This is a genomic window from Methylotenera mobilis 13, from assembly GCF_000384255.1.
GTDB lineage: Bacteria > Pseudomonadota > Gammaproteobacteria > Burkholderiales > Methylophilaceae > Methylotenera > Methylotenera mobilis_B.
The window spans coordinates 1,515,579-1,539,265 of sequence record NZ_KB913035.1 but is presented as its reverse complement, the minus strand read 5'-3'; the positions used below and the strand labels follow the sequence as shown (position 1 = coordinate 1,539,265).

Below are 23,687 nucleotides of genomic sequence, written 5' to 3'. Positions count from 1 at the left end.
CAACAGTTAAGATTCGATATGCTATGATAAAATGACATATTAGTAATTTTCAATAAAACTCATGGCAATCTCAATTAAGAATCAACAAGATATCGAAAAGATGCGCATCGCAGGCAAGCTAGCCTCAGAAGTGCTGGACTTCATTACACCTCACGTCGTGCATGGCATTACCACAGATGCACTTGATAAACTTTGCCATGACTATATTGTAGACATACAAAAAGCGATTCCGGCACCGTTAAATTATGCGCCGGACGGCCATAAACCTTACCCGAAGTCTATTTGTACCTCCATTAACCAGCAAATTTGTCATGGTGTTCCTAGTGACAAAGCACTAAAAAATGGCGACATCGTCAATATTGACATTACCGTGATTAAAGACGGCTACCACGGTGACACTAGCCGCATGTTTTACGTGGGTGAAACCTCAATACAGGCAAAGCGCTTATGTGAAATCACCTATCAAGCAATGTGGTTAGGCATTAATAAAGTTAAACCAGGCGCGACTTTAGGTGACATCGGGTTTGCTATACAAACATTTGCTGAAAAAAGTGGTTACAGTGTAGTACGTGAATTTTGCGGTCACGGTATCGGCAAAGTGTTTCATGAAGAACCTCAAGTACTTCATTATGGAAGACCTGGTGCAGGACTTAAGCTGCAAGCGGGTATGATGTTTACGATTGAGCCTATGATTAATGCAGGAAAACGCGATATCAAACAAATGCCTGACGGCTGGACTATCGTCACTAAAGATCGTAGTTTATCAGCTCAATGGGAGCACACTATTTTAGTAACGGATACAGGCTATGAAGTGATGACGTTATCGGCGGGCTCACCTCCTCCTCCAGCATTCATTACCAACTCATAAAGCTTTTAATGCCTAACTTCTAAATTAACGATGGTGCATCATGCAAGTAGATAACCTTTTAGAACCCATCGAAATTTCAAAAGATAGAATTGCTTTTTTACGTACCACTTTAAAAAAGCAATTCTTGGCATTAAAAGAAGAGTTCGCACAACACCCTAACACCACTCGTCTATTTAAACAGCACTGTAAATTTATTGACCATCTGCTCATAGAACTGTGGTCAGACTTGCACATTGAACCAGCCTGTTGCCTTATTGCGGTTGGTGGGTATGGTCGTGGTGAGCTCTTCCCTTACTCTGACATTGACCTACTGGTTTTAATACCGACAGAGTCTCAAGAGAACAGCCAATTAAACAAAAGTATTGAGTACCTCATCGGCCTCATGTGGGATCTTGGACTAAACATTGGGCATAGCGTCAGAAATCTTGAAGAGTGTATTAGCGAAGCTCAAAAAGATATTACGGTACAAACAAATGTGCTTGAATCTCGCTTATTGTCTGGCAACAATACGATGTATCAAAACTTCTTGTTTAATATTGCGAAAAATATCAGCCCGATTGACTTCCTAAAAGCCAAGTTAAAAGAACAAGAGTTACGTCACGCAAAATTCAACGACACTGCTTATAACTTAGAACCAAATATCAAAGAAAGTCCAGGCGGTCTACGTGATTTGCACATGATTATTTGGATAACACGCAGCTTACAAGTCAAGAATCACCAGTATGCAGCGCCCAGCAATCCTTGGCTGTCGCTTGCAAAAGATCAAATCATCTCCGTGACAGAAGCAAGACGCATTCGCCATCATGAGAAAAAACTACAGCTATTACGCAGTCATCTACACTTTTTAAGTAGCCGTCGCGAAGATCGGTTACTGTTTGATTTTCAGAACGATCTTGCAGCTACCATAGGCTATACAAACACTCAGCGCCGGCGAGCAAGTGAACAGCTCATGCAAAGCTATTACAGAAGCGTTAAGTTTATTGAACTCATGAATGAGATTGTACTGAAATTGCTTGAAGAGATTATTGTTGCTTCACCGCCGACAGTGCGTAAGATCAATGATAAATTTGAAGCACGTAATGATTTACTTGAAGCAAAGTCGGCGAATATGTTGCAACAAGACCCCTCTGCAATTTTTGAAGCCTTTTTATTGCTGCAGCAGCACCCAGAGCTATCTGGGATGAGTGCAACATTGTTACGCACCCTACAACGCGTTAAACCATTGGTCAACAAAGACTTCAGACAAAGTGCTTTAAACAAGAAAACGTTCATAGAGATATTGTCACAGCCTAGTGGTGTCAACCGTGCGCTACGCGCAATGAATCGATACGGTATATTAGGTAGCTACATCCCTGCTTTTGGGAAAATTGTTGGTCAAATGCAACATGATTTATTTCACGTTTATACCGTAGATGAGCACATTCTTAATGTTTTGGCCAACTTACGTCGATTTGCAAAGCCTGAACTTAAACACGAGTTTCCCCTTTGTAGCCAAATTTTTGCAGAGTTTGACTCGCCACACTTGCTATACTTAGCTGCATTATTTCACGACATCGCTAAGGGCCGTGGCGGAGATCATTCAGCATTAGGTACTATAGATGCATTCAATTTTTGCAAATTACATCACTTACCTAAAGCCGATTGTGCCTTAGTTTCTTGGTTAGTTGAGGCGCATCTGAAAATGTCATCAATTGCACAAAAGACTGATCTATCAGATCCAAGTGTCATTGAGTCATTTGCTGATTTTGTTGAAAACAAACGTAGATTAAACGCACTATACTTGCTAACTGTTGCAGATATTCGCGGCACAAGCCCAGTCGTGTGGAACGCTTGGAAAGCTAGGTTATTAGAAAACCTGTATTCCGCCACCAGTCGCGCATTATCCCATCCTACATTCCATGCAAAACAAACGATACAACGACGAATTAAAGAAGCATCCGAAAAGCTGAGTCGATTTGGTTTAAGTAATCACACTTACGAGCAACTTTGGGAACAGTTCGGGGAGCACTATTTTGTTCGTCATGAGAGCGATGAAATAGCTTGGCACAGCCGTTTATTAACACCTCATTTATACAGTGAAAATCCTATCGTACGTGCAAGGCTTAGCCCATATGGGGACGGCATTCAAGTGATGATTTACATTCAGGACAAGAATGACTTATTTGCTAGAATATGCAACTTTTTCGACCGCATGGGCTATGGCATAGTTGAAGCAAAAATCTTCACAACCAAACATGGTTACGCATTAAATAGCTTTATTGTATTAGACCAGTCGGGCAAGTCTGTGAGCTATAGTGGATTATTGAAGTTTATTGAGTTGGAGCTTGCCAATCAACTAGATGATCAATATCAACTGGAGTCTCCGCTCAAGGGACGCGTTAGTCGCCAGGTTAAGCACATGCCGATTCAAGCACAAATCACAATCACCAAAGAAGCTGAAAACAGCAACCATAAGCTCGATATTGTTGCCAACGATAGGCCTGGACTCCTGGCCACACTAGCCCAGCAGTTTCTGAAACACAACATTAAGCTTCATAACGCAAAAATAAACACTTTAGGCAGTCGAGCCGAGGATACTTTCTTAATTTCAGCTAAAAATGGTGAGTGCTTAGATTTTAATCATGTTAATTCATTGCAGATGGCTTTGCTCGATGAGCTTTAAATCAACCACTAAGCATGAGCAAGCGGCTTATCCAAGCTGATAATGTTTTTTAAGTGGTTTTTTAACATGCCAAACGCATGATAATCCAGCAGGAAATGTTACCAGATCACCTACAGTAAAACTTACTGGATCACCTTCCGATGGTTGAACCGTCACCTCACCTTCTAAAATATAGGCAATTTCCTGCGTGCTAAAACGCCAAGGAAATTGAGATACCTCTTTAGCCCAAGTAGGCCAACTTTTCACACCTAAAGAAGCGAGCTTTTCAGGACTTGGTTTTTCTACGGTAATTTTACTCATGACATCCTCCATTATCGTGCTGATATTGAATCAAATGATAAGCAACAGCCAATAAAAAAGCCTTGAATTATCAAGGCTTTGATTTTAAAACTTAATATAGTAATCTAGCAACTATATATTGACTAAGTTTTGATTAGCTATGTTTGTAGTGTTTACGTAATGGTTGAACCACTTCCCACATTGACTTCATACCTTTTGGGAACACAACAAAATCACCTGCTTTAATTACTACTTTTTCGCCACCTTGTGGTGTAACGTGAATTTCGCCTTCTAACAAGTAAGCACTTTCAGTCATACCAAAATCTAATGGGAATTTAGAAACTTCTTTTTCCCAGATAGACCAGCTTGATACGCCTAATTGTTTTAATTTCTCTTCTGATGGATTGTGTTCTACGATGATTTGAGTCATGTTGATTCCTAGGATAATGTTTGATGATACTAACGTTAAAAAACAAAGCCGCTTAATTGTAAAGTTAAGCGGCTTAAAATTCTTGGCGGAAGAGGTGAGATTCGAACTCACGGTGGGCGTGAACCCACGACAGTTTTCAAGACTGTAGCATTAAACCGCTCTGCCACTCTTCCATCTAAATCGTTACTTGCGTTACGAGGTCAGCATTATAACAACAAATTAGTCATCTTGAAAATCCTGATTTGGAAAAAAAACATCAGAATATCCAAAATCTTTTAAATTACTTATCCTCATTGGATATAAAACACCATCTAAATGGTCACACTCATGCTGAACGACACGTGCGTGAAAGCCGCTCACTAACCTATCGACTTTATTTCCGTATTGATCATATCCTGCGTAATGCAGTTTCAGATGACGCGGCACTATACCTCGCATTCCAGGAACTGACAAGCACCCTTCCCAATCATTTTCAACTTTATCGCCAATAAATCTTAATTCCGGATTAATTAGTACCGTGTAAGGTACTGTATCGGCATCGGGATATCGAGGATTGATTGCTATTGGTTCTTTTTGCCCAAAAATCACCACGCGAAGGCTAACACCGATTTGAGGTGCAGCAATACCAGCACCATTCATGTGCTGCATTGTATCCTCTAAGTCTTGTATCAACTGATGCAGCTCCGGTGTATCAAACTGAGCTACTGGAGCTGCTTTCATCAACAAGCATGGCTCTCCCATCCTTAATACAGTTTTAATTGCCATTTTTCACCCGAGTCTTTCAATCACACATTACACAGATTTCTATTACGCCGACTAATGCCCGTTTTGTTTTACAAGTTCGGCAATGATGTTGCGTACTCGCACCATCGTGAGATTTAAGTTGGAGATAACTTCTTCATATTTAATTTCATGTAAATTATCGCCTCGTCCAGCTGCATAATTGGCTACAGGACAAATAGTGGCATAGCTGATGCCCAACTCACGCGCCAATGCCGCTTCTGGCATCCCTGTCATCCCTACCACGGTAGCTCCATCACGCTCCAAACGATTGATCTCTGCGGCGGTTTCAAGTCTAGGCCCCTGTGTCGCTGCGTATACACCTTGATCAATCAACTCCTCACCTACTGCGATAGCAGCTTTCTTCCACTTTTCACGCAGCATGGGACAGTATGGCTCTGTAAAGTCAATATGTTTAACAGGGTTACTAATTCCGTCATGAAAAGTTGTTTTTCTTCCATAGGTGTAATCAATAATCTGATGAGGAATCACTATTTTACCTGCTGACAAATCGGGATGAATGCCCCCTACCGTCGCAATCGCAGCAATTTCAGTCACACCTTGCAAATGCAAGGCTGCAATATTGGCACGGTAATTAACTTCATGTGGTGGGATTGTGTGTCCATTTCCATGACGCGCTAAGAAAATAACTTCTCGTCCAGAAATTTCACCAAAAATCAGTGGCTGTGATGGCTCACCATAAGGTGTTCGTACGATTAAACGTCTAGTAATGTTTAAGTTGTCTAGTTGCGTCAGACCTGTGCCACCAATAATTGCTAACATAATTGCTTTCTTTATGAATACTTTTTTATTTTAACAAAGCTTTAATTGTTTTCTGAAAAAATTTACGCAATAAAAAAAAGCAAATGTTCATGACAAATAGCAAAGTTTGCCATCAAAAATGATTTAATTTTGTGGCATACTCACGCCATGGTAAATAATTGCTCAAAGTTTGGTGATACATCAATGGCAGTGGCTCAACAAAGCCTAGACTTAGCCAGTCATCATTATGAGAATTTTCCAGTAGCCTCCTTTTTTTTGCCCTACCACCTACGCGAACCTATTGCCTTAATTTATAGCTTTGCCAGACAGGCCGATGATTTTGCTGATGAAGGTGACCTCACTATTGAGCAACGATTAAATTTGCTAAGCGAATTTCGCGATGAGCTTGACTTGTTACAAGCGTACATAAAACCAAAAACAGCTTTTTTTGTGACCTTGGGGAAAATGATACGTGAGAGAAAGCTACCAATAGCTCCATTTTATGACTTACTTGATGCGTTTAGCCAGGACGTGACGAAAACACGTTATGCTGATTATGAAGATGTACTAGACTACTGCACTCGCTCTGCAAACCCTATCGGTCGACTTTTATTACATTTGTACCAGCAAGCAACTTCTGAAAACATCCAGTATTCAGATCATATATGCTCTGCACTTCAATTAATTAACTTTCTGCAAGATATAGCGATTGATTTTAAGAAAAATGAAGGTAAACAAAGAGTTTATCTATGCCAAGATGAGCTGATGGCCTTTGGTATATCAGAGCAAACAATCAGGGCTTATGTTAATGCAATGCAAGCGACAGATGATCATTGGCATCAGTTTATGCATTTTAACTTACGTCGCACCCATGCATTGCTTAACAAGGGCAAGCCTTTGGGTAAAATCTTAAAAGGACGCATTGGTTTTGAAATGCGCATGATTATTGCTGGCGGGGAGCGAATTATTCATAAGATAAGTGCAGTGAATGGCGATGTTTTTAACCATAGGCCAACACTAAACTGCTTAGATTGGGCCATCGTCTTTTCAAAAGCGCTGCTAAAGCTATAAACATTCATTATTTGGTTCGACCACTCCATATGACACCTAAGCAATATTGCCAAGAAAAGGCAGCAAAAAGCGGCTCTAGTTTTTATTACAGCTTTATGTTTTTACCAAAACAGAAACGTGAGGCGATTACTGCGCTGTATGCTTTTTGCCGCGAAGTTGACGATGTTGTCGATGAATCTACGGAATTAAAAGTTGCTCAAGTAAAACTGGCCTGGTGGAAAGATGAAGTGCGCAACTTATATCTAAAAAAACCAATTCACCCAGTGACAAAGGCACTTGAGCCAGTTATCCAACAATTTCAATTAGATGAGGAGCACTTCCATGAAATCATTGATGGCATGGAGATGGATTTAAATTTTAATCGCTATGAAGACTTCAAGCAACTACAGCTATATTGTTATCGCGTTGCCAGCGTAGTTGGTATTCTCTCAGCTCAGATATTTGGGTTTGAGAATAGAAAAACACTCAAGTTCGCACATGACCTTGGCATGGCTTTTCAACTGACTAACATCATCAGAGATGTTGGGGAAGATGCGCGCCGCAATCGCATTTACCTTCCATTAGATGAACTTGCTAAGTTTAATGTGACAGAAGACGATATTTTAAAAAGCCGTGAATCTGACGCGGTAAAAAGACTGCTGGATGCGCAAATTGAACGCGCTGAGATGTATTACGATAAAGCACTGAACGAGCTGCCGGCAGAAGATAAAAAGAGTCAACGCGTAGGTTTAATCATGACAGGTATTTATCGAACATTGCTACGAGAAATAAAAGCTGACGGTGCAGAAAAAGTCCTTAATGCACGCATATCATTAGGCACACTTCGTAAGCTATGGATTGCCTTTAGCACTTGGTTTAAGTATCTATAATTTCCTGAGAACACATTTGAATACGCATCAACATAATATTGCAATTATTGGTGGTGGTTGTGCTGGGTTGAGCGCCGCTGCAACTTTAACCGAGCGCGGTTACTCAGTCACATTATTTGAAGCTAGCTCTCAGCTAGGCGGGCGCGCTCGCACGGTAGTCGTTGAAAATAAAGATTTATTACAGCTACTAGATAATGGTCAACATATTTTATTAGGTGCTTATCACGCCACTTTATCACTACTTGAAAAAGCTGGTGTTAAAGAAAATGAAGCATTTTTGCGGCTACCGTTACAACTCAACATGGTGTCCAGTAGTGCTAAATCCATATTTTCATTAAAATCTGTCAATTATTTACCAGCCCCGTTCAATATGCTCGTCGGTTTTATATTTTGTAAAGGCTTGTCATTTAAAGATCGAATAACTGCTTTAACATTCATGAGACATTTACAATCGTCTAACTATGAAATCATCAATGATAAACCATTAGTAAAATTTCTAAAGCTACATCATCAATCAGCTAAGTTAATCCAAATGTTATGGGAGCCTCTGTGCTTAGCTGCGCTTAATACTCCTATTGCAAAAGCAAGCAGCAAAATATTTTTAAATGTATTACGAGATTCGTTTAGTGGAAACAAAAAAAATAGCGACTTTTTAATTCCTAAACTAGATTTGTCAAAGATTATCTCGCATCCATTAGCACATTACATACAAGCTAGAGGCGGCAGTATAAAGTTAAATCATCGCATACGCACGCTAGTAGAAGTGGACAATGGGTTTAATTTAGAAACCAGACAAGGGACATTTAATTTTAGTCACGTGATAGTTGCTACCTCACCAGCCAGGACTGATAAGCTATTGGAACAACTCCCTAAATTAAAAACTAGTCGAGATAAAACTGATCATTATCAATATCAGCCCATTTACACAATTTACTTGCAATACCCAATAGAAACAAAACTACCACAAGTGATGTGTGGATTAAGCAATACGATAAGTCAGTGGGTATTTGACCGAGGGGAGCTTTGTGGAGAAAAAGGGCTACTGGCTGTTATTGTGAGCGCAGAGGGAAAACACCAAAAACTGACACAAGATGATCTTGCATTAAAAGTAGCAAAAGAGTTAAATCAAGCCTTTCCACAACTACCTAAACCCTTATGGCATAAAGTGATTGCTGAAAAGCGCGCTACTTTCTCATGCTTACCTGATTTGGCACGCCCAACTAACAGAACAGCACAAAGCAACCTTTATCTAGCTGGAGACTATACTTATGCTAGCTATCCAGCAACGATTGAGGGAGCAGTTAGAAGTGGCATTTATTGTGCTAACCTTATTAGTAACGCATCATAAAACGCAGCGATTTCTAAGGATTAATAATTTTAATCGTTAATAATTCTTTACATAGTTGAGTGCCTGCTCTAAGCGCTCAACTGCTACAACCTCTATTCCATCAATTCGTTGTTTTGGTGCATTCGCTTTAGGTACAATTGCTTTGGTAAAACCAAGCTTTGCGGCTTCTTTTAATCGCTCTTGTCCGCGCTGTACAGGTCTAACCTCCCCGGCCAAACCAACCTCACCAAACACTATAAGTTTATTATCTAATGGTTTGTTTTTTAAAGAAGAAGTGATTGAAAGAAGCACTGCTAAATCAACCGCTGGTTCTGAAATCTTAACGCCACCAACCGCATTGATAAATACATCTTGATCAAAACAAGCTACCCCGGCGTGGCGATGCAACACAGCTAACAACATCGCAAGACGGTTTTGCTCCAACCCAACACATAGCCGCTTTGGGTTAGGCGCATGCGCCTCATCGACCAATGCTTGAATTTCAATCAGTAGAGGACGCGTACCTTCCATGGTGACCGTAATACAAGAGCCAGCCACTTGCTCGCTGTGGTGCGATAAAAATAATGCAGAAGGGTTGGTGACTTCGCGCAAACCCTTTTCAGTCATCGCAAATACACCCAATTCATTCACTGCGCCAAAACGGTTTTTAAATGCACGAATCAGACGGAAGCTAGAACTTTGGTCGCCTTCAAAGTAAAGAACAGTATCGACAATATGCTCCAACACGCGCGGGCCCGCCAAAGCCCCCTCTTTTGTCACATGCCCGACCAATATCACAGTAATGCCTGCCTGCTTTGCCAAACGCGTCAATTGTGCAGAGCACTCGCGCACTTGCGCAACAGACCCTGGAGCCGATTGTAGTGCCTCGGAGTAAACCGTTTGAATAGAGTCGATGACTGCAATATCAGGTTTATGCTTCTGCAGCATGCCGATAATTTTTTCTAGATTAATTTCAGCTAATAGTGATATTGGGCTAGCATCTAAACCAAGACGCTTCGCGCGCATGGCTATTTGCTGCGGCGACTCTTCACCACTGACGTAAATCGCTTTTCTTGCACCACCAATATGGCATAAGGTCTGGAGCAACAAAGTAGACTTACCAATGCCAGGGTCACCACCAATTAGCACAACCCCACCAGCTACTAAACCACCGCCTAACACACGATCAAACTCGCTCACGCCAGTTGGCTGCCTTGGAACCTCTGCCGCTTCTACTTCTGCTAGCTTTTGTAAACCAGCTGTTTCTGCTAATGGTGCGAAGCGACTAACGCTAGTTATTTCTGCGATAGATTCGACTAGTGTATTCCATGCATGGCAACTTGGGCACTGCCCCTGCCACTTAGGCTCACTTGCGCCACATTCAGTACAAGTGTAAATAGTTTTAGCTTTAGCCATCAATCAACTACCTTCATCGGCACACGTGGAGCGACAGCACAGAGTAATTCATAGCCCACAGTATCAGAAGCTGCTGCAACAGCATCTACAGACACTTGCTTACCCCAAAGCTCGACTGTTGAGCCTATGTTAGCCTCAGGTATGTTCGTTAAATCACAAAACAACATATCCATTGAAACACGCCCTAATGTGGAGGTTAGTTTTCCAGCAACTGCAATTGGTGCGCCATCGTTCTGATTGCCACTTACCAAACCAGCATGTCTCGGGTAACCATCAGCATATCCACAAGCTACAATACCTACACGGGTTGCTTTGGTGGCTGTAAAGCGGCTACCATAACCCACTGTTTCACCGGCCTGGATTTCTTGTACGCCAATAATTTCTGAAGTGAGTTGCATCGCGGGCATTAAGTCATAATCTGCAGCTGCAACATTTCCAACAGGAGTAGCACCATAAAGCATGATACCGGGGCGCACCCAATCTGCATGGGCATTAGAGTGTCGCAAAATAGTGGCAGAGTTAGCCAAAGAAATAGGTGAATTTAGCTCATGAGTGACTTGTTTAAACATGTTTAATGGCTTTTCAATACCAAGCTCATCATCTGCAGTTGCAAAATGTGTCATGAGCGTAATATCAGCAACATTTTTACAAGCCTTCAACCTTTCATAGGCTGAAATAAAAGCGTCAGGCTTAAACCCTAAACGATTCATACCTGTATTCATTTTAAGGTGAATATGTATTGGCTTAGCTAAGGTAGCACCCTCCAACATGACAAGCTGCTGTAAAGAATGAACAACAATATTAAGGGCAAAGTTAGATGCAATATTGAGCTCTTGCTCACAAAATACACCTTCTAATAATAAAATTGTTTGCTGAAAACCTGCATCACGCAAATCAATGGCTTCATTAATACCTAGTACTGCAAAGCCATCAGCAGAGCCTAATCCATGCGCAACATTGATTAAACCATGCCCGTAGCCATTAGCTTTAACGACTGCCATCACTTTTGAACGAGGTGCGAATTTTCTTACAGCAGCTATATTATGCCGTAATGCAAGAAGAGAAACCGTAGCTAGGATTGGACGCATTTCTTCACTCTAGTATTCTGATAACTAGTACTCATCAGCCATGTGACCACTGCCAGCAAAATTCTCAAAGCGTGTATGTTGACCAAGGAACGTCAATCTAACTCTACCAATTGGACCGTTCCGTTGTTTACCGATGATGATTTCAGCAGTACCTTTATCGGGAGAATCCGGGTTATAAACTTCATCACGGTAAATAAACAAGATGACGTCAGCATCTTGTTCAATCGCGCCTGATTCACGCAGGTCACTCATCACAGGACGCTTATCCGGTCGTTGCTCCAGACTACGGTTTAACTGAGAAAGCGCAATCACTGGTACATCAAGCTCTTTGGCCAAGGCTTTTAATGACCGTGAAATTTCAGAAATTTCTGTTGCACGATTTTCGCCCTGTTTACCTGATGGGGCTGTCATTAACTGTAAGTAATCGATGACAATTAAGCCAAGCTTACCAGTCTGACGATGCAGCCTTCTCGCCCTTGCGCGCACATCAAAACTGCTCAAACCAGCTCCTTCATCAATGAAGAGAGGTGCCTCGTTTAACTTACCTAGCGCTGTTGTTAGCTTTTCCCAATCCTCATCCTCTAACCGACCTGTCCGCATACGATGCTGGTCTAATCGACCTACAGAACCAATCATACGCATTGCAAGCTGTGTACCTGCCATCTCCATTGAGAACACAGCAACAGGCAAACCTGTATCAAGCGCCACGTTTTCTGCAATATTCAGTGAGAAAGCTGTCTTACCCATAGATGGGCGACCTGCAACAATGACCAAGTCACCGCCTTGAAGGCCTGAGGTCATCGAATCTAAGTCTGCAAAACCAGTTGGAATACCAGTGACATCTGATTGATTGTCACGTGAGAATAGTTGATCGATACGATCGGCTACCTGCGGCAACAGCACTTTAATATCAATAAAACCCTCAGTGCTACGCTTACCACCTTCAGCAATCTGAAATATCTTGGCTTCAGCCTCATCTAACAACTGTTGCGCATCGCGGCCATTTGGCGCATATGCACTTTCAGCAATGCCTGAACCAACCGCCACCAGTTGGCGCATCACATAACGCTCATGCACAATCTCTGCATACCGACGAATATTAGCCGCAGTTGGAGTGTTTTGTGCCAATAATCCTAGGTAGGCAATACCACCAACGCCAGAAAGTTCAGCGGAATTTTCCAGGGACTCTGCCACTGTAACAATATCAGCAGGCTTATTGTGCTCAATCAGTTTGGAAATATGCTCAAAAATAAGCTTATGGTCGTAGCGGTAAAAATCTTTACCGCTAAGAATATCAGCAATCTTATCAAGCGCTTCATTTTCAAGTAGCAAGCCGCCAATAACGGATTGCTCTGCTTCTACAGAGTGTGGGGGGATTTTAAGTGCATCTAATTGATTATCAGCCATAGCCATGATTATATCAGTGCAGGATTAACTCGCTAAGGGTTTATATCATCAAAATTTTATTATTACTTTTTACGGAATGACAGCTACTTAATGGCTTTTGATGCAAGAGATAAATGAATTGATTCAAGAACAACGAATCATAGCTCACTGATGCTTGAGCGTTACTTATTGAAGGAAAATTGACAACCTAGCACCCAAATGCAAAAAGCCGACCATTTAGGCCGGCTTTATTTGAAACGAATTGCTTAGTTATGCTTCAGCAACTACTGTTACAGTGATATCTACAACAACGTCGTGATGTAAAGCTACTGTTACCGCGTGGTCACCAATTGTTTTCAACGGGCCGTTTGGTAAACGAACCAATGATTTAGCAACTTCATGACCTTGAGCAACTAAAGCTTCAGCGATGTCACCGTTTGTTACAGAACCGAACAAACGACCATCAACACCAGCTTTTTGAGCGATTGTCACAACAAAACCAGCTAGTTTTTCGCCGCGTGCTTGTGATGCAGCTAAAATTGCAGCTTGTTGCTTTTCTAATTCAGCACGACGTGCCGCAAATTCAGCTTTGTTAGCTTCGGTTGCACGTTTAGCTTTGCCTTGTGGGATCAAAAAGTTACGACCGAAACCGTCTTTAACTTTAACAACATCACCTAACACACCAAGGTTAGCTACTTTTTCTAATAAAATTACTTGCATCTTAAATCTCCTTAGCCTGGGTGTTTGTCAGTGTATGGTAACAATGCCAAGAAACGAGCGCGTTTAACCGCTGACGTTAATTGACGTTGATAGCGAGCTTTAGTACCCGTCATACGTGCTGGGATGATTTTTGCATTTTCAGAGATGAAGTCTTTTAAAAGATCAACATCTTTGTAATCTACTTCTTTGATGCCTTCTGCTGAAAAACGGCAGTAACGGCGGCGTTTGTACATATCTCTTGCCATCTTAAACTCCTAAATTCTTTAATTTATGTAAGCACTGCTTACATAGTTTTTATGTCATTAATATGCATAACCAATTGTGTGCTTTTAAGACTGCGTTTAGCTAGAAAACCTTGCGCCAAAATTTGAACGCCCTGCTTTAAACCTTTTAATGCTAAGTCACCTAAGACCACTGCATTAACTTCACATTCTACTTTTCGCTTCATGCCAGCTTCAATTTGCTCTGAAACATGTCGCAATACAACACTTAACAACGGTATGCCTGCTGGTGTGTAGCGAAGCGGTTCAATTTGCACCACCTCAGCTTGTATCACCAATTTATTCAATTAAGCAGCAGCTGCCTCTGTTGGTGCAGCTGGTGCTGCATCTTTACTCAACACTGATTTAGATTTCTCTTCTTTCATCATTGGTGATGGTGCAGTAACAGCAGTTTTTGTAGCCATTGTTAGGTGACGCAATACTGCGTCGTTGAATTTAAAGCCATGCTCTAATTCTTCTAACACTGTTTGGTTACATTCAATGTTCATTAACACATAGTGTGCTTTGTGAATTTTTTGGATTGGATAAGCCAATTGACGACGGCCCCAGTCTTCTAAACGGTGAATTGCGCCACCGTTAGTCGTGATGAGTGCGCGGTAACGCTCAATCATCGCTGGCACTTGCTCGCTTTGGTCCGGATGGACGATAAATACTACTTCATAATGTCTCATAGACACTCCTTTTGGATAAAAGCCACCTGCTTTATGCAGTGTGACAAGGTAAAAAAACAAAAACTACTCGACATCACTACCGAGCAAGCGCAGGATTATAGACAAAAGCACACGACTAATCAAATTATATTTAATAAAATCAACCGGTTTGTGACCTGAACGCTATCAAATACTTTTTAAGATTCAATCTAATGTCTAACTACGGTCTAATTTTCAAACAAGATCCGGCATCTCTGCGCCATAAAACTTAATCCTGAGCTTTTTGAGTTGATCTCTAAAGTCTGCAGCTTTTTCAAACTCTAGATTTTTGGCTGCATCGTGCATCGCTTTTTCCAAACGCTTCATTTCTTTTGTGATTTGTTTTTCACTTAAAGATTCGTAATTCGCTTGATCTTGCAAAGCTTTACGCTCACGCAATGCTTCATCTTTATCATAAACACCATCAATAATATCTTTAATGCGTTTAGATACGCCTCTAGGCACAATTCCATGCGCTTCGTTAAACGCCCGCTGAACACCTCGCCTACGCTCAGTCTCATCCATCGCCAGCTTCATGCTGCGCGTGATTTTATTGGCATAAAAGATTACTTGGCCATTTAAATTACGTGCCGCACGCCCTGCCGTTTGAATCAAGCTACGTTCAGACCGCAGAAAACCTTCTTTATCGGCATCCAATACCGCAACCAAAGATACTTCAGGAATATCCAAACCTTCACGCAACAAGTTAATACCAACCAATACATCAAATTCACCAAGACGCAAATCGCGGATAATTTCCACACGCTCTACGGTATCAATATCGCTATGTAAATAGCGCGTTTTAACGCCATGCTCACTTAAGTAGTCAGTTAAATCCTCGGCCATACGCTTAGTAAGCGTAGTTGCTAAAACGCGCTCACCAATCTCAACACGTTTTTTAATCTCTCCTAACAGGTCATCCACTTGCGTATCTGCCGGTTTAACGATAATTTCTGGGTCAATTAGCCCTGTTGGACGTGCAATCATCTCAACTACTTGTTGCTGGTGATTTTTTTCATAGTCCGCAGGCGTAGCAGAAACAAATACACATTGACGCATAATGTGCTCGAACTCTTCAAACTTTAAAGGTCTGTTATCCAATGCAGATGGTAAACGCCAACCATAATCCACCAAGTTTTCTTTACGCGAACGGTCACCTTTATACATGCCACCTACTTGCGGTACGGTCACATGGCTTTCATCAATAATCATTAACGCATTTTCTGGCAAATAATCAATCAATGTAGGTGGCGGATCACCAGGGTTGCGCCCTGATAAATGACGTGAATAATTTTCAATGCCCTTACAAAAGCCGATTTCATTAAGCATTTCAAGATCAAATCTTGTACGCTGTTCTATTCTGGCGGCTTCTACTAGCTTATTGTTTTGAATATAAAAACTCACACGGTCTTTAAGTTCATGCTTGATTTTTTCCATCGCACGAATCGTAGTTTCGCGAGGCGTAACATAGTGGCTTGATGGATAAACCGTATAACGAGGGATTTTATTAAAAATCTGGCCTGTTAACGGGTCAAATAAGGTGATTGACTCAATTTCATCATCAAACATAGAGATGCGAACCGCAGTTTCATTATTTTCTGCTGGGAACACATCGATAACATCTCCGCGCACTCGGAAAGTGCCACGCGAGAAATCAAACTCATTACGATCGTATTGCATACCTACCAAGCGTGTAATCATGTCACGCTGAGCTATTTTCTCACCCTGCTGCACATGCAACACCATGCCGTGGTAGTCAGTTGGGTCACCAATACCGTAAATGGCTGATACAGTCGCCACAATAATACTATCTTCACGCTCTAGCAACGCTTTGGTGGCTGAAAGCCGCATCTGTTCAATATGCTCATTGATGCTGGAATCTTTTTCAATAAACAAATCACGCGATGGTACGTAAGCCTCAGGCTGATAGTAATCGTAATAACTCACGAAATACTCCACTGAATTGTTCGGAAAAAACTCTCGAAACTCACTATATAACTGTGCTGCCAAGGTTTTATTCGGGGCCATCACAATCGCAGGACGGCCAGTACGTGCTATCACGTTAGCCATCGTAAAAGTTTTGCCAGAGCCAGTCACACCAAGCAGTGTTTGAAACTTAAGCCCATCATTAACGCCTTGCGTTAATTTATCAATCGCCTGCGGTTGATCACCGGCAGGAGGAAAAGGTTGATGGAGTTGATATTTACTATTAGGAAATGTAACGAACACGTTATGCTTTGTATTGATATAAACACTTAAATTTTAACAGAAATTTCAATAACAACTGCCAACTAATCTCAGCTAGAAATTTCTTAAATTTAATAATGACTCGAACTTTGCTAATGATGCATAGTCATTAAACAAACATCAGGCCAACAGATGACAAAAATATCAATCATCTTAAGTGGTTAGTAACTACCGGTTTTATTCAGCATCTATTATCAATAAGTAACAATTATTTTTTGGAGTCACTCATGCGTAGATTTATTCTGCTAGCAGCCCTGATGAGCCTTGTGCAGTCAGCCATGGCTTTAGACCAAGCTAAAGTACTTAAATCTTTACAATCAGTTGTAATGATACGTGGATACAACAGTAGCGGCGGTCTCGCTTACGGCTCTGGTGTTGTTGTTGCTGAAAATAAAGTGATTACCAATTGTCATATATTCCGCAGCACCAAGTCTCCTTGGGTTGCCCGTGGCGAAGACACTTACGAAATAGATTCAGTTCAGGCAGATCGTTGGCATGACTTGTGTTTGGTCACAGCAAAACTTCCATTCATTCCAGCACCAATTGGCAGCAGCTCAAATATCAAAAGAGGTCAGGAGATATTATCTATTGGTCATTCTAACGGCGTTCTTGCCCCACTCACTTCATCTGGAGTGATTAAAACCACTTATCATTTTGATGGTGGCATGGTTATTCGCAGTAGTGCTAAGTTTTTAATGGGGGCAAGCGGTAGCGGCATATTTGATCTTGAAGGCAATCTTTTAGGTATTAATACTTTTAAAACACCTGGTCGACCGGCCTACTTTTACTCACTTCCTATCGAATGGCTTGCAAACTTAGAAAAATTACCTGTTGAAACAACATTCCCCATTACAGGCAAAGCATTTTGGGAAGAGGATGATAATAACAAACCATTTTTCATGCAGATGGCCATTCCTGAAATTAACCAAGACTGGCCAAAACTAATGCAAGTTGCCACTAAATGGACAGAAACCTACCCTAAAGATACTGAAGGATGGTATGAGCTTGGTGTGGCCCAAGAAAAGTTAAATAAAATAGACGATGCAAAAAAATCATACTTACAATCAGTTGCCGTTGATGCAAATAACACCAATGCACTGTTTAGGCTCGGTGCTATTGCACAGTCGGCAGGAGACCAGGACAGCATGAGCAAAATCAATTCAACGATTGCCAAAATTGATGAAAATCTAGCAAAAGAATTTAGTGAAATGCTAGGCTGCAATATTCAATGCTAACAAAGCCTTAGCATCACGGCTCACGGCAGCATGCTATTACATGTTGCCTTCTTTAACTTTTTAGATGCAGTGCTATTCCTAATAAACATATTTATGCGTAAAATGGCGGCAATTCAACCGGTTACATACAAATTTGTCTTAAGGAACAGACCTTGTCACACTCCGTATTATCTCAACGCGTTTTATCAATCAAAGAGTCTCCTACATTAGCCATTACTGCTAAAGCAGGAAAATACAAAGCTGAAGGTCGAGACATTATCGGCTTAGCTGCTGGAGAGCCAGACTTTGACACGCCTCAACATATTAAAGATGCAGCCAAAGCCGCGATTGATGCTGGTTTTACAAAGTACACGCCAGTTGCTGGTATTCCAGGACTTAAAAAAGCAATTGTTGCAAAATTTAAGAACGAGAATGGTTTCGACTACGCACTCAATGAAGTGATTGTAGGGGTTGGTGGCAAACAAACTATTTTCAACCTTTGCTTAGCCGTATTAAACAAAGGTGACGAAGTGATTATTCCAGCACCTTACTGGGTCTCTTACGCGGATATCGCACTCGTAGCTGAAGCTAATCCAATCATTTTGGAATGTGGCATTGAGCAAGGATTCAAGCTAACATCTGCACAATTAGAGGCAGCCATCACCCCTAAAACAAAGTTGTTTATGATCAATTCACCGTCAAACCCGACTGGTGCTGTTTACACACTTGCTGAACTACAAGCACTTGGGGAAGTGTTACTTAAACATCCACATGTTTTAGTAGCAACAGATGATATGTATGAACATGTCAATTTAACTGGCAACAAGTTTTACAACATTCTGAATGCAACGCCAGCACTAAAAGACCGTTGCATTGTACTTAATGGCGTATCTAAAGCGTACTCCATGACAGGCTGGCGAATTGGCTATGCAGCAGGACCAGCTTACATCATCAAAGCGATGGAGATCTTACAGTCTCAATCAACTAGCAACCCTACGTCAATCTCTCAAGTAGCCGCGCAAGCAGCGCTTGAAGGTTCTCAGGAGTGTATCGTGCCGATGGTAACGGCATTCAAAGAGCGCCACACTTATGTAGTGAATCGCTTCAACAGTATGCCGGGGCTAAGCTGCCTAATGGCTGGCGGTGCATTTTATGCATTCCCTGACGCACGTGGTGCAATTGACACCTTATTTAGTGCTGGAAAAATCAAATCAGCGACCGATATGGCATTAGCTGAATATTTGCTTGAAGAATTTGATGTTGCGGTTGTGCCAGGCTCTGCATTTGGTGCAGAAGGATACTTTAGAATTTCATTTGCCACCTCAATGGACAACCTACGTAACGCACTTGATCGCATTGAAAAAGCACTAAACTAAAACTAATAACAGCACGGCTTTAATGAAAATACATTTTAGCCGTGCTTGTCATGATATAAGTTTTACTTTACAACACCCTATCAGGCTTATTTCGAACAGTTAATCGTCTTGAAATAAGCCTTTAAATTTATCTATCGCCCCTGCGGCTTTTATTCCCACACTTGTGCCTAAGCCTGGGCCTAAAATTGCAGTCCCTGCGACGGCGCCAGCAAGCGCTGCTTTAGAAGGTAAAACGACTGGATTCTCAATAGTGCCAGAAATATCAAGTGGTATTGCAACTAGACTTATACTGCGCTTGAGTGCCACCTCTCCTGTGCCATCCAACTCTTTATTTGCATTAATCTTAACTCTGCCTGACCCTGATAATAACCCTGAGCTCATTTTAAGGTCATTTAAGTCGTATTGTTGACCTTTAGCATTCAATGTTCCTGAAAACTCATCAAAAGCTGTTTCACCACCTACAGTCTGCTTGGTTAGAATGCTAGCCACTTTAATTAAATCTAATCCATGCAGCACACCATCATTCACTTTAAATTTAAAATCTGCATTGATATGATCAGCTAACGTACCAATATCTTTTGCGGATCCTGAGAAATGACCGCTACCAGACAAACTTCCACTCAAATAAACTGACTTACTCACCAATCTACTTGGACTTTTGACCGAAAGATTCACAACTTTTACATTGCCATTAGTACGCCAATTTTTACCCCAAAACACATTTAAGTTAGCCGTTACTTTACCGCCATACATATCCAAATCAACGCGAGGAACTTCTAAATGGTCTGACTTTAAGTGCATATCAAACTCTGCACTCTCAATAGTCAAAGGCAATCCAATTGGTAGAGTCCATTTCTTCATGCTCACTGAGATTAAATGCGCATCAGCCTTAGGTGCAATATTTAACGTTAAAGTAGCATCCTTAGTCTCTAGTTTCGCTGACTCTAATTGATTAGCCTTAGTTAAATTAATGTCCATAGTAAGCACTGGCAGCTTGATACCAGGCCAATCTAAGGTAAGCTGATCTATATTAATGTGCCGTATATTGATGGCATCAGTCTCAATGGGTGATTCTGAACGCTTATCCAGAATAGAAGATACGATACCTATCGCTGTTTTTTTGACGATTGGATTAGTCACCTCCACATCAATCACTCTAGTTTCAGAAAAAATAGTACTTAAAGATGGAATAACAGCAAGCTGCTCAACTTCTAGCTCACTATCCTTGCCCACTTTCAGACCGCTGATCACAACGCGTGGACTAGGGAAAAATACAAAATGACCAGTAGAAATGCTGACAGGTACTCCTAACTGATCACTAGCGAGCTTCTCCGCTTCATTTAGGTAAGTTCTGATTGGAATGAAAAAAGGTAGAATAATCAACACGCTAATTAAAACCAAAATTCCAATTAATATTTTTTTATTTTTTTTCATTAAAATTTCCTAGAATTTAGCGAGTAGTGATTGACCAAAGTGCGCTCGATAAGTATTATAGCGCCTTCACCGATTCCTCAATAGCTCAGTCGGTAGAGCGCCGGACTGTTAATCCGTAGGTCCCTGGTTCGAGCCCAGGTTGAGGAGCCAATTTTTTGTTTCGTATACAGATGCGAACTTTTGTCGAGTGATACCCAATATTCCTCAATAGCTCAGTTGGTAGAGCGCCGGACTGTTAATCCGTAGGTCCCTGGTTCGAGCCCAGGTTGAGGAGCCAGACACATAAAGCCTTGCAGAAATGCAAGGCTTTTTCATTTTAAGGTTATCCCCTTCCAATCAACGTAACATCAACACTTAGCGACAGGCTGATATTCATCAGCATAAATACAGCTTAGCTTGTTGCACATTCAATACGTTCAGTGCAATATATAACGTATGTCTCAACTTAAGGTATAAGCAAGCATGCTCTGGAAAAATTCAAACACACACTACGGAAGTGTTTCGATCATTTTGCACTGGTTAATGGCATTAGTATTTATCGGCGTATACGCTTGCATTGAGCTACGAGAGCTTTATCCTAAAGGAAGCGACCCACGTGAGGCCCTAAAAGTATGGCACTTTATGCTTGGACTCTCGATACTAGTTCTAGTTGCGGTGCGCTTGTACTTTAAAGTCACCTCACCTACCCCCCTCATCTATCCTCAACCAAAACAATGGCAAATGATCTCTGCAAAATTAGGGCACCTAGCGCTTTATGCACTAATGATTGGCATGCCCGTGCTTGGCTGGTTCATATTAAGTGCTGCTGGTAAACCTATTCCTTTTTTCGGTTTGGAGCTTCCGGCACTAGTTGCTAAGAATAAGGAGTTGGCATCATCGCTCAAAGAGCTACATGAAACGATTGGTGTATTGGGTTATTACCTAATTGGCATTCACGCAATTGCAGCGTTATTTCATCATTACATACTCAAAGACAATACGCTAACAAGAATGTTGCCTCGTCACTGAGTAATGTTCAGTATTATAAAAATTAACCATTCAATCACTAGATACTAATAAAAATGAATAAGCTTGAGGTTTAAATGGCACGTCCTGAAAAGATTCGCCTTGGTGAAGTATTGGTTCAGCAGAATTTAATTTCTGCTGAAGATTTAAACAAATCACTTGAAGAACAAAAACGTACAGGCCGTAAACTTGGCCGAATTTTTGTCGATAGTGGCTATGTCACAGAGACACAAATTTCTGAAGCATTAGCGCATCAGCTAAAAATTCCTTACATCAACATCCAGCAATTCACTACCAAAACTGAAACCATTAACAAGCTACCTGAGGCACAGGCAAGGCGTTTTCGTAGTGCTGTATTAGAAGACCGAGGCAACACTTACCTTGTAGGTATGGTTGACCCAACCGACCTGTTTGCCTACGATGAAATCGTACGCATATTACATAAAGATATTGAGCTTGCTGTTGTACAAGAAAATGCGTTATTACAGTTAATTGACCGTAGTTATCGTCGCACCGACGAGATATCAAACCTTGCCATGGAGCTTGGGCAAGATTTAGGTGACACGGCTATCGACTTTGCTGCACTGGGCATTACGGGCAATAGCGAAGAGGCTCCAGTTGTTAAACTACTACAAACTATTTTTGAGGATGCAGCACAAGTCCGCGCATCTGATATTCATATAGAGCCCCAAGAAAACAAGCTGTTTATTCGGTTTAGAATCGATGGCGTCATGCACCTGCAAACTGAGGCCGAATTAAAAATTGCTTCAGCATTGGTTTTGCGTCTCAAATTAATGTCTAGTCTAGACATTTCAGAAAAACGCCTACCCCAAGATGGACGCTTTGCACTAAAAGTTAAACAGCAGCCAGTTGATGTGCGTATATCAACAATGCCAACACAATACGGCGAATCTGTAGTGATGCGTCTATTGATTCAAAACAGCAGTAATTTTTCACTAGAAAAACTAGGCATGCCCCCTGACATGCTAGAGCGTTTTCGCAAACTGATACATCGCCCAAGTGGCATGGTGTTAGTGACAGGCCCAACTGGTAGTGGTAAAACAACGACGCTATATGCAGCCTTAAATGAGCTTAACTCACCATCAAATAAAATCATCACTGTTGAAGACCCTGTTGAATACCGATTACCCGGCATCAACCAAGTGCAAGTGAATGAAAAAATAGATTTGGACTTCTCTCGTGTACTACGCTCAACTTTAAGGCAAGACCCAGATATCATTCTAGTTGGTGAAATGCGGGATCAGGAAACGGCGCAAATCGGCTTAAGAGCGGCGATGACTGGTCACTTAGTGCTATCAACACTGCATACCAACGATGCAACAAGCACCCTAGTTCGAATGATTGACATGGGTGCGCCGCGCTATATGGTAGCAACCTCAGTATTAGCAGTGATTGCACAGCGCTTGGTACGCCTCATCTGCGATGGTTGCTCAGAACCTTATGAACCACAACTATTTGAACAAGCATGGTTAAGGCATGAACTAAAAGATACAGAGCTACATCAATATGCGCATGGTAAAGGCTGTAGCTTGTGCAATGGTACTGGCTACCAAGGTCGACTAGGTGTTTATGAACTACTAGAAATGAATAATGAATTGATAGATGCCGCAAGCCATCATGACCCTAACCATTTTATTAAATTAGGTCGGCAAATTATGGCCGGCAAAACCTTGCGAAAAAGCGCCATTGATCTCGTGCTAGCTAAACGCACAACGGTTGCTGAGGCCATGCGCATTAGCAACCAATTTGAGGAGTAAGTGGC

22 protein-coding genes and 3 tRNA genes are annotated in these 23,687 nt (G+C 41.5%); 11 read left to right on the top strand and 14 right to left on the bottom strand.

The features are described from left to right. Positions 1-61 precede the first annotated feature (61 nt). Together map and A391_RS0107280 are read left to right on the top strand one after the other, a co-directional pair. Positions 62-868, top strand: coding sequence for a type I methionyl aminopeptidase (map, locus tag A391_RS0107285; protein ID WP_019898396.1), 807 nt, complete (start codon positions 62-64; stop codon positions 866-868). A 40-nt stretch (positions 869-908) separates the two neighbouring features. After that, a complete protein-coding gene (locus tag A391_RS0107280; RefSeq protein ID WP_019898394.1) occupies positions 909-3,530 on the top strand; it encodes a [protein-PII] uridylyltransferase in 2,622 nt (873 codons plus the stop codon). Positions 3,531-3,557: 27 nt separating this feature from the next. On the opposite strand, the gene A391_RS0107275 is transcribed toward A391_RS0107280, so the two are convergent. The 5 genes from A391_RS0107275 to A391_RS0107255 all read right to left on the bottom strand — a co-directional run bounded on the left by A391_RS0107275 (position 3,558) and on the right by A391_RS0107255 (position 5,802). After that, positions 3,558-3,830, bottom strand: a complete 273-nt coding sequence (locus A391_RS0107275) for a cupin domain-containing protein (RefSeq protein ID WP_019898393.1) — start codon at positions 3,828-3,830, stop codon at positions 3,558-3,560. 133 nt (positions 3,831-3,963) lie between these two features. Continuing rightward, a complete protein-coding gene (locus tag A391_RS0107270) occupies positions 3,964-4,239 on the bottom strand; it encodes a cupin domain-containing protein (RefSeq protein ID WP_019898392.1) in 276 nt (91 codons plus the stop codon). Between the two features lie 83 nt (positions 4,240-4,322). Beyond that, positions 4,323-4,412, bottom strand: a tRNA-Ser gene (locus A391_RS0107265). 46 nt (positions 4,413-4,458) lie between these two features. Beyond that, on the bottom strand, positions 4,459-5,004 hold the full coding sequence (gene def / locus A391_RS0107260) for a peptide deformylase (protein WP_019898391.1): 546 nt from the start codon (positions 5,002-5,004) through the stop codon (positions 4,459-4,461). Between the two features lie 51 nt (positions 5,005-5,055). Then, positions 5,056-5,802, bottom strand: coding sequence for an S-methyl-5'-thioinosine phosphorylase (locus tag A391_RS0107255; protein ID WP_019898390.1), 747 nt, complete (start codon positions 5,800-5,802; stop codon positions 5,056-5,058). 183 nt (positions 5,803-5,985) lie between these two features. Between A391_RS0107255 and hpnC the strand changes: the two genes are divergently transcribed. From hpnC to hpnE, 3 genes are read left to right on the top strand one after another with little or no spacing between them, the layout of a single operon-like run. Continuing rightward, on the top strand, positions 5,986-6,852 hold the full coding sequence (gene hpnC, locus A391_RS0107250; RefSeq protein WP_036317113.1) for a squalene synthase HpnC: 867 nt from the start codon (positions 5,986-5,988) through the stop codon (positions 6,850-6,852). A 29-nt stretch (positions 6,853-6,881) separates the two neighbouring features. Then, entirely contained in the window at positions 6,882-7,721 is an 840-nt protein-coding gene (hpnD, locus tag A391_RS0107245) for a presqualene diphosphate synthase HpnD (protein WP_019898388.1), read from the top strand. Positions 7,722-7,737: 16 nt separating this feature from the next. Then, a complete protein-coding gene (hpnE, locus tag A391_RS0107240; protein ID WP_029144053.1) occupies positions 7,738-9,069 on the top strand; it encodes a hydroxysqualene dehydroxylase HpnE in 1,332 nt (443 codons plus the stop codon). A 36-nt stretch (positions 9,070-9,105) separates the two neighbouring features. Here the strand turns inward: hpnE and radA are convergent, their stop codons facing one another. From radA to uvrB, 8 genes are all read right to left on the bottom strand, one after another. After that, a complete protein-coding gene (radA, locus tag A391_RS0107235) occupies positions 9,106-10,464 on the bottom strand; it encodes a DNA repair protein RadA (protein WP_019898384.1) in 1,359 nt (452 codons plus the stop codon). Beyond that, a complete protein-coding gene (gene alr / locus A391_RS0107230; RefSeq protein ID WP_019898382.1) occupies positions 10,464-11,552 on the bottom strand; it encodes an alanine racemase in 1,089 nt (362 codons plus the stop codon). Before alr ends, radA begins: the two co-directional genes overlap by 1 nt. 24 nt (positions 11,553-11,576) lie before the next feature. Then, positions 11,577-12,959 carry a replicative DNA helicase gene (dnaB, locus tag A391_RS0107225; RefSeq protein ID WP_029144052.1) on the bottom strand — a complete coding sequence of 461 codons (1,383 nt, stop codon included), beginning with the start codon at positions 12,957-12,959 and terminating at the stop codon, positions 11,577-11,579. A gap of 249 nt (positions 12,960-13,208) precedes the next feature. Beyond that, positions 13,209-13,658: a 50S ribosomal protein L9 gene (rplI, locus tag A391_RS0107220; protein WP_019898379.1), complete on the bottom strand. Its 450-nt coding sequence runs from the start codon at positions 13,656-13,658 to the stop codon at positions 13,209-13,211. Positions 13,659-13,669: 11 nt separating this feature from the next. Next, positions 13,670-13,903: a 30S ribosomal protein S18 gene (rpsR, locus tag A391_RS0107215; protein WP_015832124.1), complete on the bottom strand. Its 234-nt coding sequence runs from the start codon at positions 13,901-13,903 to the stop codon at positions 13,670-13,672. A 38-nt stretch (positions 13,904-13,941) separates the two neighbouring features. Beyond that, positions 13,942-14,226 carry a primosomal replication protein N gene (gene priB, locus A391_RS0107210; protein WP_019898378.1) on the bottom strand — a complete coding sequence of 95 codons (285 nt, stop codon included), beginning with the start codon at positions 14,224-14,226 and terminating at the stop codon, positions 13,942-13,944. Further along, the gene (gene rpsF, locus A391_RS0107205) at positions 14,227-14,610 is read right to left on the bottom strand and encodes a 30S ribosomal protein S6 (RefSeq protein WP_019898377.1); all 384 of its coding nucleotides are present in this window, start codon (positions 14,608-14,610) and stop codon (positions 14,227-14,229) included. A 213-nt stretch (positions 14,611-14,823) separates the two neighbouring features. Beyond that, on the bottom strand, positions 14,824-16,857 hold the full coding sequence (uvrB, locus tag A391_RS0107195) for an excinuclease ABC subunit UvrB (RefSeq protein ID WP_019898375.1): 2,034 nt from the start codon (positions 16,855-16,857) through the stop codon (positions 14,824-14,826). Positions 16,858-17,102: 245 nt separating this feature from the next. Between uvrB and A391_RS0107190 the strand changes: the two genes are divergently transcribed. Together A391_RS0107190 and A391_RS0107185 are read left to right on the top strand one after the other, a co-directional pair. Continuing rightward, entirely contained in the window at positions 17,103-18,110 is a 1,008-nt protein-coding gene (locus A391_RS0107190) for a trypsin-like peptidase domain-containing protein (protein WP_019898374.1), read from the top strand. Between the two features lie 152 nt (positions 18,111-18,262). Next, positions 18,263-19,465, top strand: coding sequence for a pyridoxal phosphate-dependent aminotransferase (locus tag A391_RS0107185; RefSeq protein ID WP_019898373.1), 1,203 nt, complete (start codon positions 18,263-18,265; stop codon positions 19,463-19,465). Between the two features lie 99 nt (positions 19,466-19,564). On the opposite strand, the gene A391_RS0107180 is transcribed toward A391_RS0107185, so the two are convergent. Then, the gene (locus A391_RS0107180) at positions 19,565-20,899 is read right to left on the bottom strand and encodes an AsmA family protein (protein ID WP_019898372.1); all 1,335 of its coding nucleotides are present in this window, start codon (positions 20,897-20,899) and stop codon (positions 19,565-19,567) included. 74 nt (positions 20,900-20,973) lie between these two features. Between A391_RS0107180 and A391_RS0107175 the strand changes: the two genes are divergently transcribed. From A391_RS0107175 to A391_RS0107160, 4 genes are all read left to right on the top strand, one after another. Then, positions 20,974-21,049: transfer RNA gene (locus A391_RS0107175), tRNA-Asn, on the top strand. A 51-nt stretch (positions 21,050-21,100) separates the two neighbouring features. Further along, positions 21,101-21,176, top strand: a tRNA-Asn gene (locus A391_RS0107170). 185 nt (positions 21,177-21,361) lie between these two features. Next, positions 21,362-21,907: a cytochrome b gene (locus A391_RS0107165; RefSeq protein ID WP_019898371.1), complete on the top strand. Its 546-nt coding sequence runs from the start codon at positions 21,362-21,364 to the stop codon at positions 21,905-21,907. A gap of 74 nt (positions 21,908-21,981) precedes the next feature. Further along, the gene (locus A391_RS0107160) at positions 21,982-23,682 is read left to right on the top strand and encodes a GspE/PulE family protein (RefSeq protein WP_019898370.1); all 1,701 of its coding nucleotides are present in this window, start codon (positions 21,982-21,984) and stop codon (positions 23,680-23,682) included. Positions 23,683-23,687 lie beyond the last annotated feature (5 nt).

What these genes read in the sequence shown, in the direction of transcription:
- rpsR (WP_015832124.1), bottom strand. Translation starts at nt 13,903, where the DNA reads ATGGCAAGAGATATGTACAAACGCCGCCGTTACTGCCGTTTTTCAGCA.
- rplI (WP_019898379.1), bottom strand. Translation starts at nt 13,658, where the DNA reads ATGCAAGTAATTTTATTAGAAAAAGTAGCTAACCTTGGTGTGTTAGGT.
- alr (WP_019898382.1), bottom strand. Translation starts at nt 11,552, where the DNA reads ATGCGTCCAATCCTAGCTACGGTTTCTCTTCTTGCATTACGGCATAAT.
- hpnD (WP_019898388.1), top strand. Translation starts at nt 6,882, where the DNA reads ATGACACCTAAGCAATATTGCCAAGAAAAGGCAGCAAAAAGCGGCTCT.
- map (WP_019898396.1), top strand. Translation starts at nt 62, where the DNA reads ATGGCAATCTCAATTAAGAATCAACAAGATATCGAAAAGATGCGCATC.
- A391_RS0107165 (WP_019898371.1), top strand. Translation starts at nt 21,362, where the DNA reads ATGCTCTGGAAAAATTCAAACACACACTACGGAAGTGTTTCGATCATT.
- A391_RS0107275 (WP_019898393.1), bottom strand. Translation starts at nt 3,830, where the DNA reads ATGAGTAAAATTACCGTAGAAAAACCAAGTCCTGAAAAGCTCGCTTCT.
- dnaB (WP_029144052.1), bottom strand. Translation starts at nt 12,959, where the DNA reads ATGGCTGATAATCAATTAGATGCACTTAAAATCCCCCCACACTCTGTA.
- rpsF (WP_019898377.1), bottom strand. Translation starts at nt 14,610, where the DNA reads ATGAGACATTATGAAGTAGTATTTATCGTCCATCCGGACCAAAGCGAG.
- hpnC (WP_036317113.1), top strand. Translation starts at nt 5,986, where the DNA reads ATGGCAGTGGCTCAACAAAGCCTAGACTTAGCCAGTCATCATTATGAG.
- A391_RS0107255 (WP_019898390.1), bottom strand. Translation starts at nt 5,802, where the DNA reads ATGTTAGCAATTATTGGTGGCACAGGTCTGACGCAACTAGACAACTTA.
- A391_RS0107270 (WP_019898392.1), bottom strand. Translation starts at nt 4,239, where the DNA reads ATGACTCAAATCATCGTAGAACACAATCCATCAGAAGAGAAATTAAAA.
- A391_RS0107190 (WP_019898374.1), top strand. Translation starts at nt 17,103, where the DNA reads ATGCGTAGATTTATTCTGCTAGCAGCCCTGATGAGCCTTGTGCAGTCA.
- def (WP_019898391.1), bottom strand. Translation starts at nt 5,004, where the DNA reads ATGGCAATTAAAACTGTATTAAGGATGGGAGAGCCATGCTTGTTGATG.
- radA (WP_019898384.1), bottom strand. Translation starts at nt 10,464, where the DNA reads ATGGCTAAAGCTAAAACTATTTACACTTGTACTGAATGTGGCGCAAGT.
- A391_RS0107280 (WP_019898394.1), top strand. Translation starts at nt 909, where the DNA reads ATGCAAGTAGATAACCTTTTAGAACCCATCGAAATTTCAAAAGATAGA.
- A391_RS0107160 (WP_019898370.1), top strand. Translation starts at nt 21,982, where the DNA reads ATGGCACGTCCTGAAAAGATTCGCCTTGGTGAAGTATTGGTTCAGCAG.
- A391_RS0107180 (WP_019898372.1), bottom strand. Translation starts at nt 20,899, where the DNA reads ATGAAAAAAAATAAAAAAATATTAATTGGAATTTTGGTTTTAATTAGC.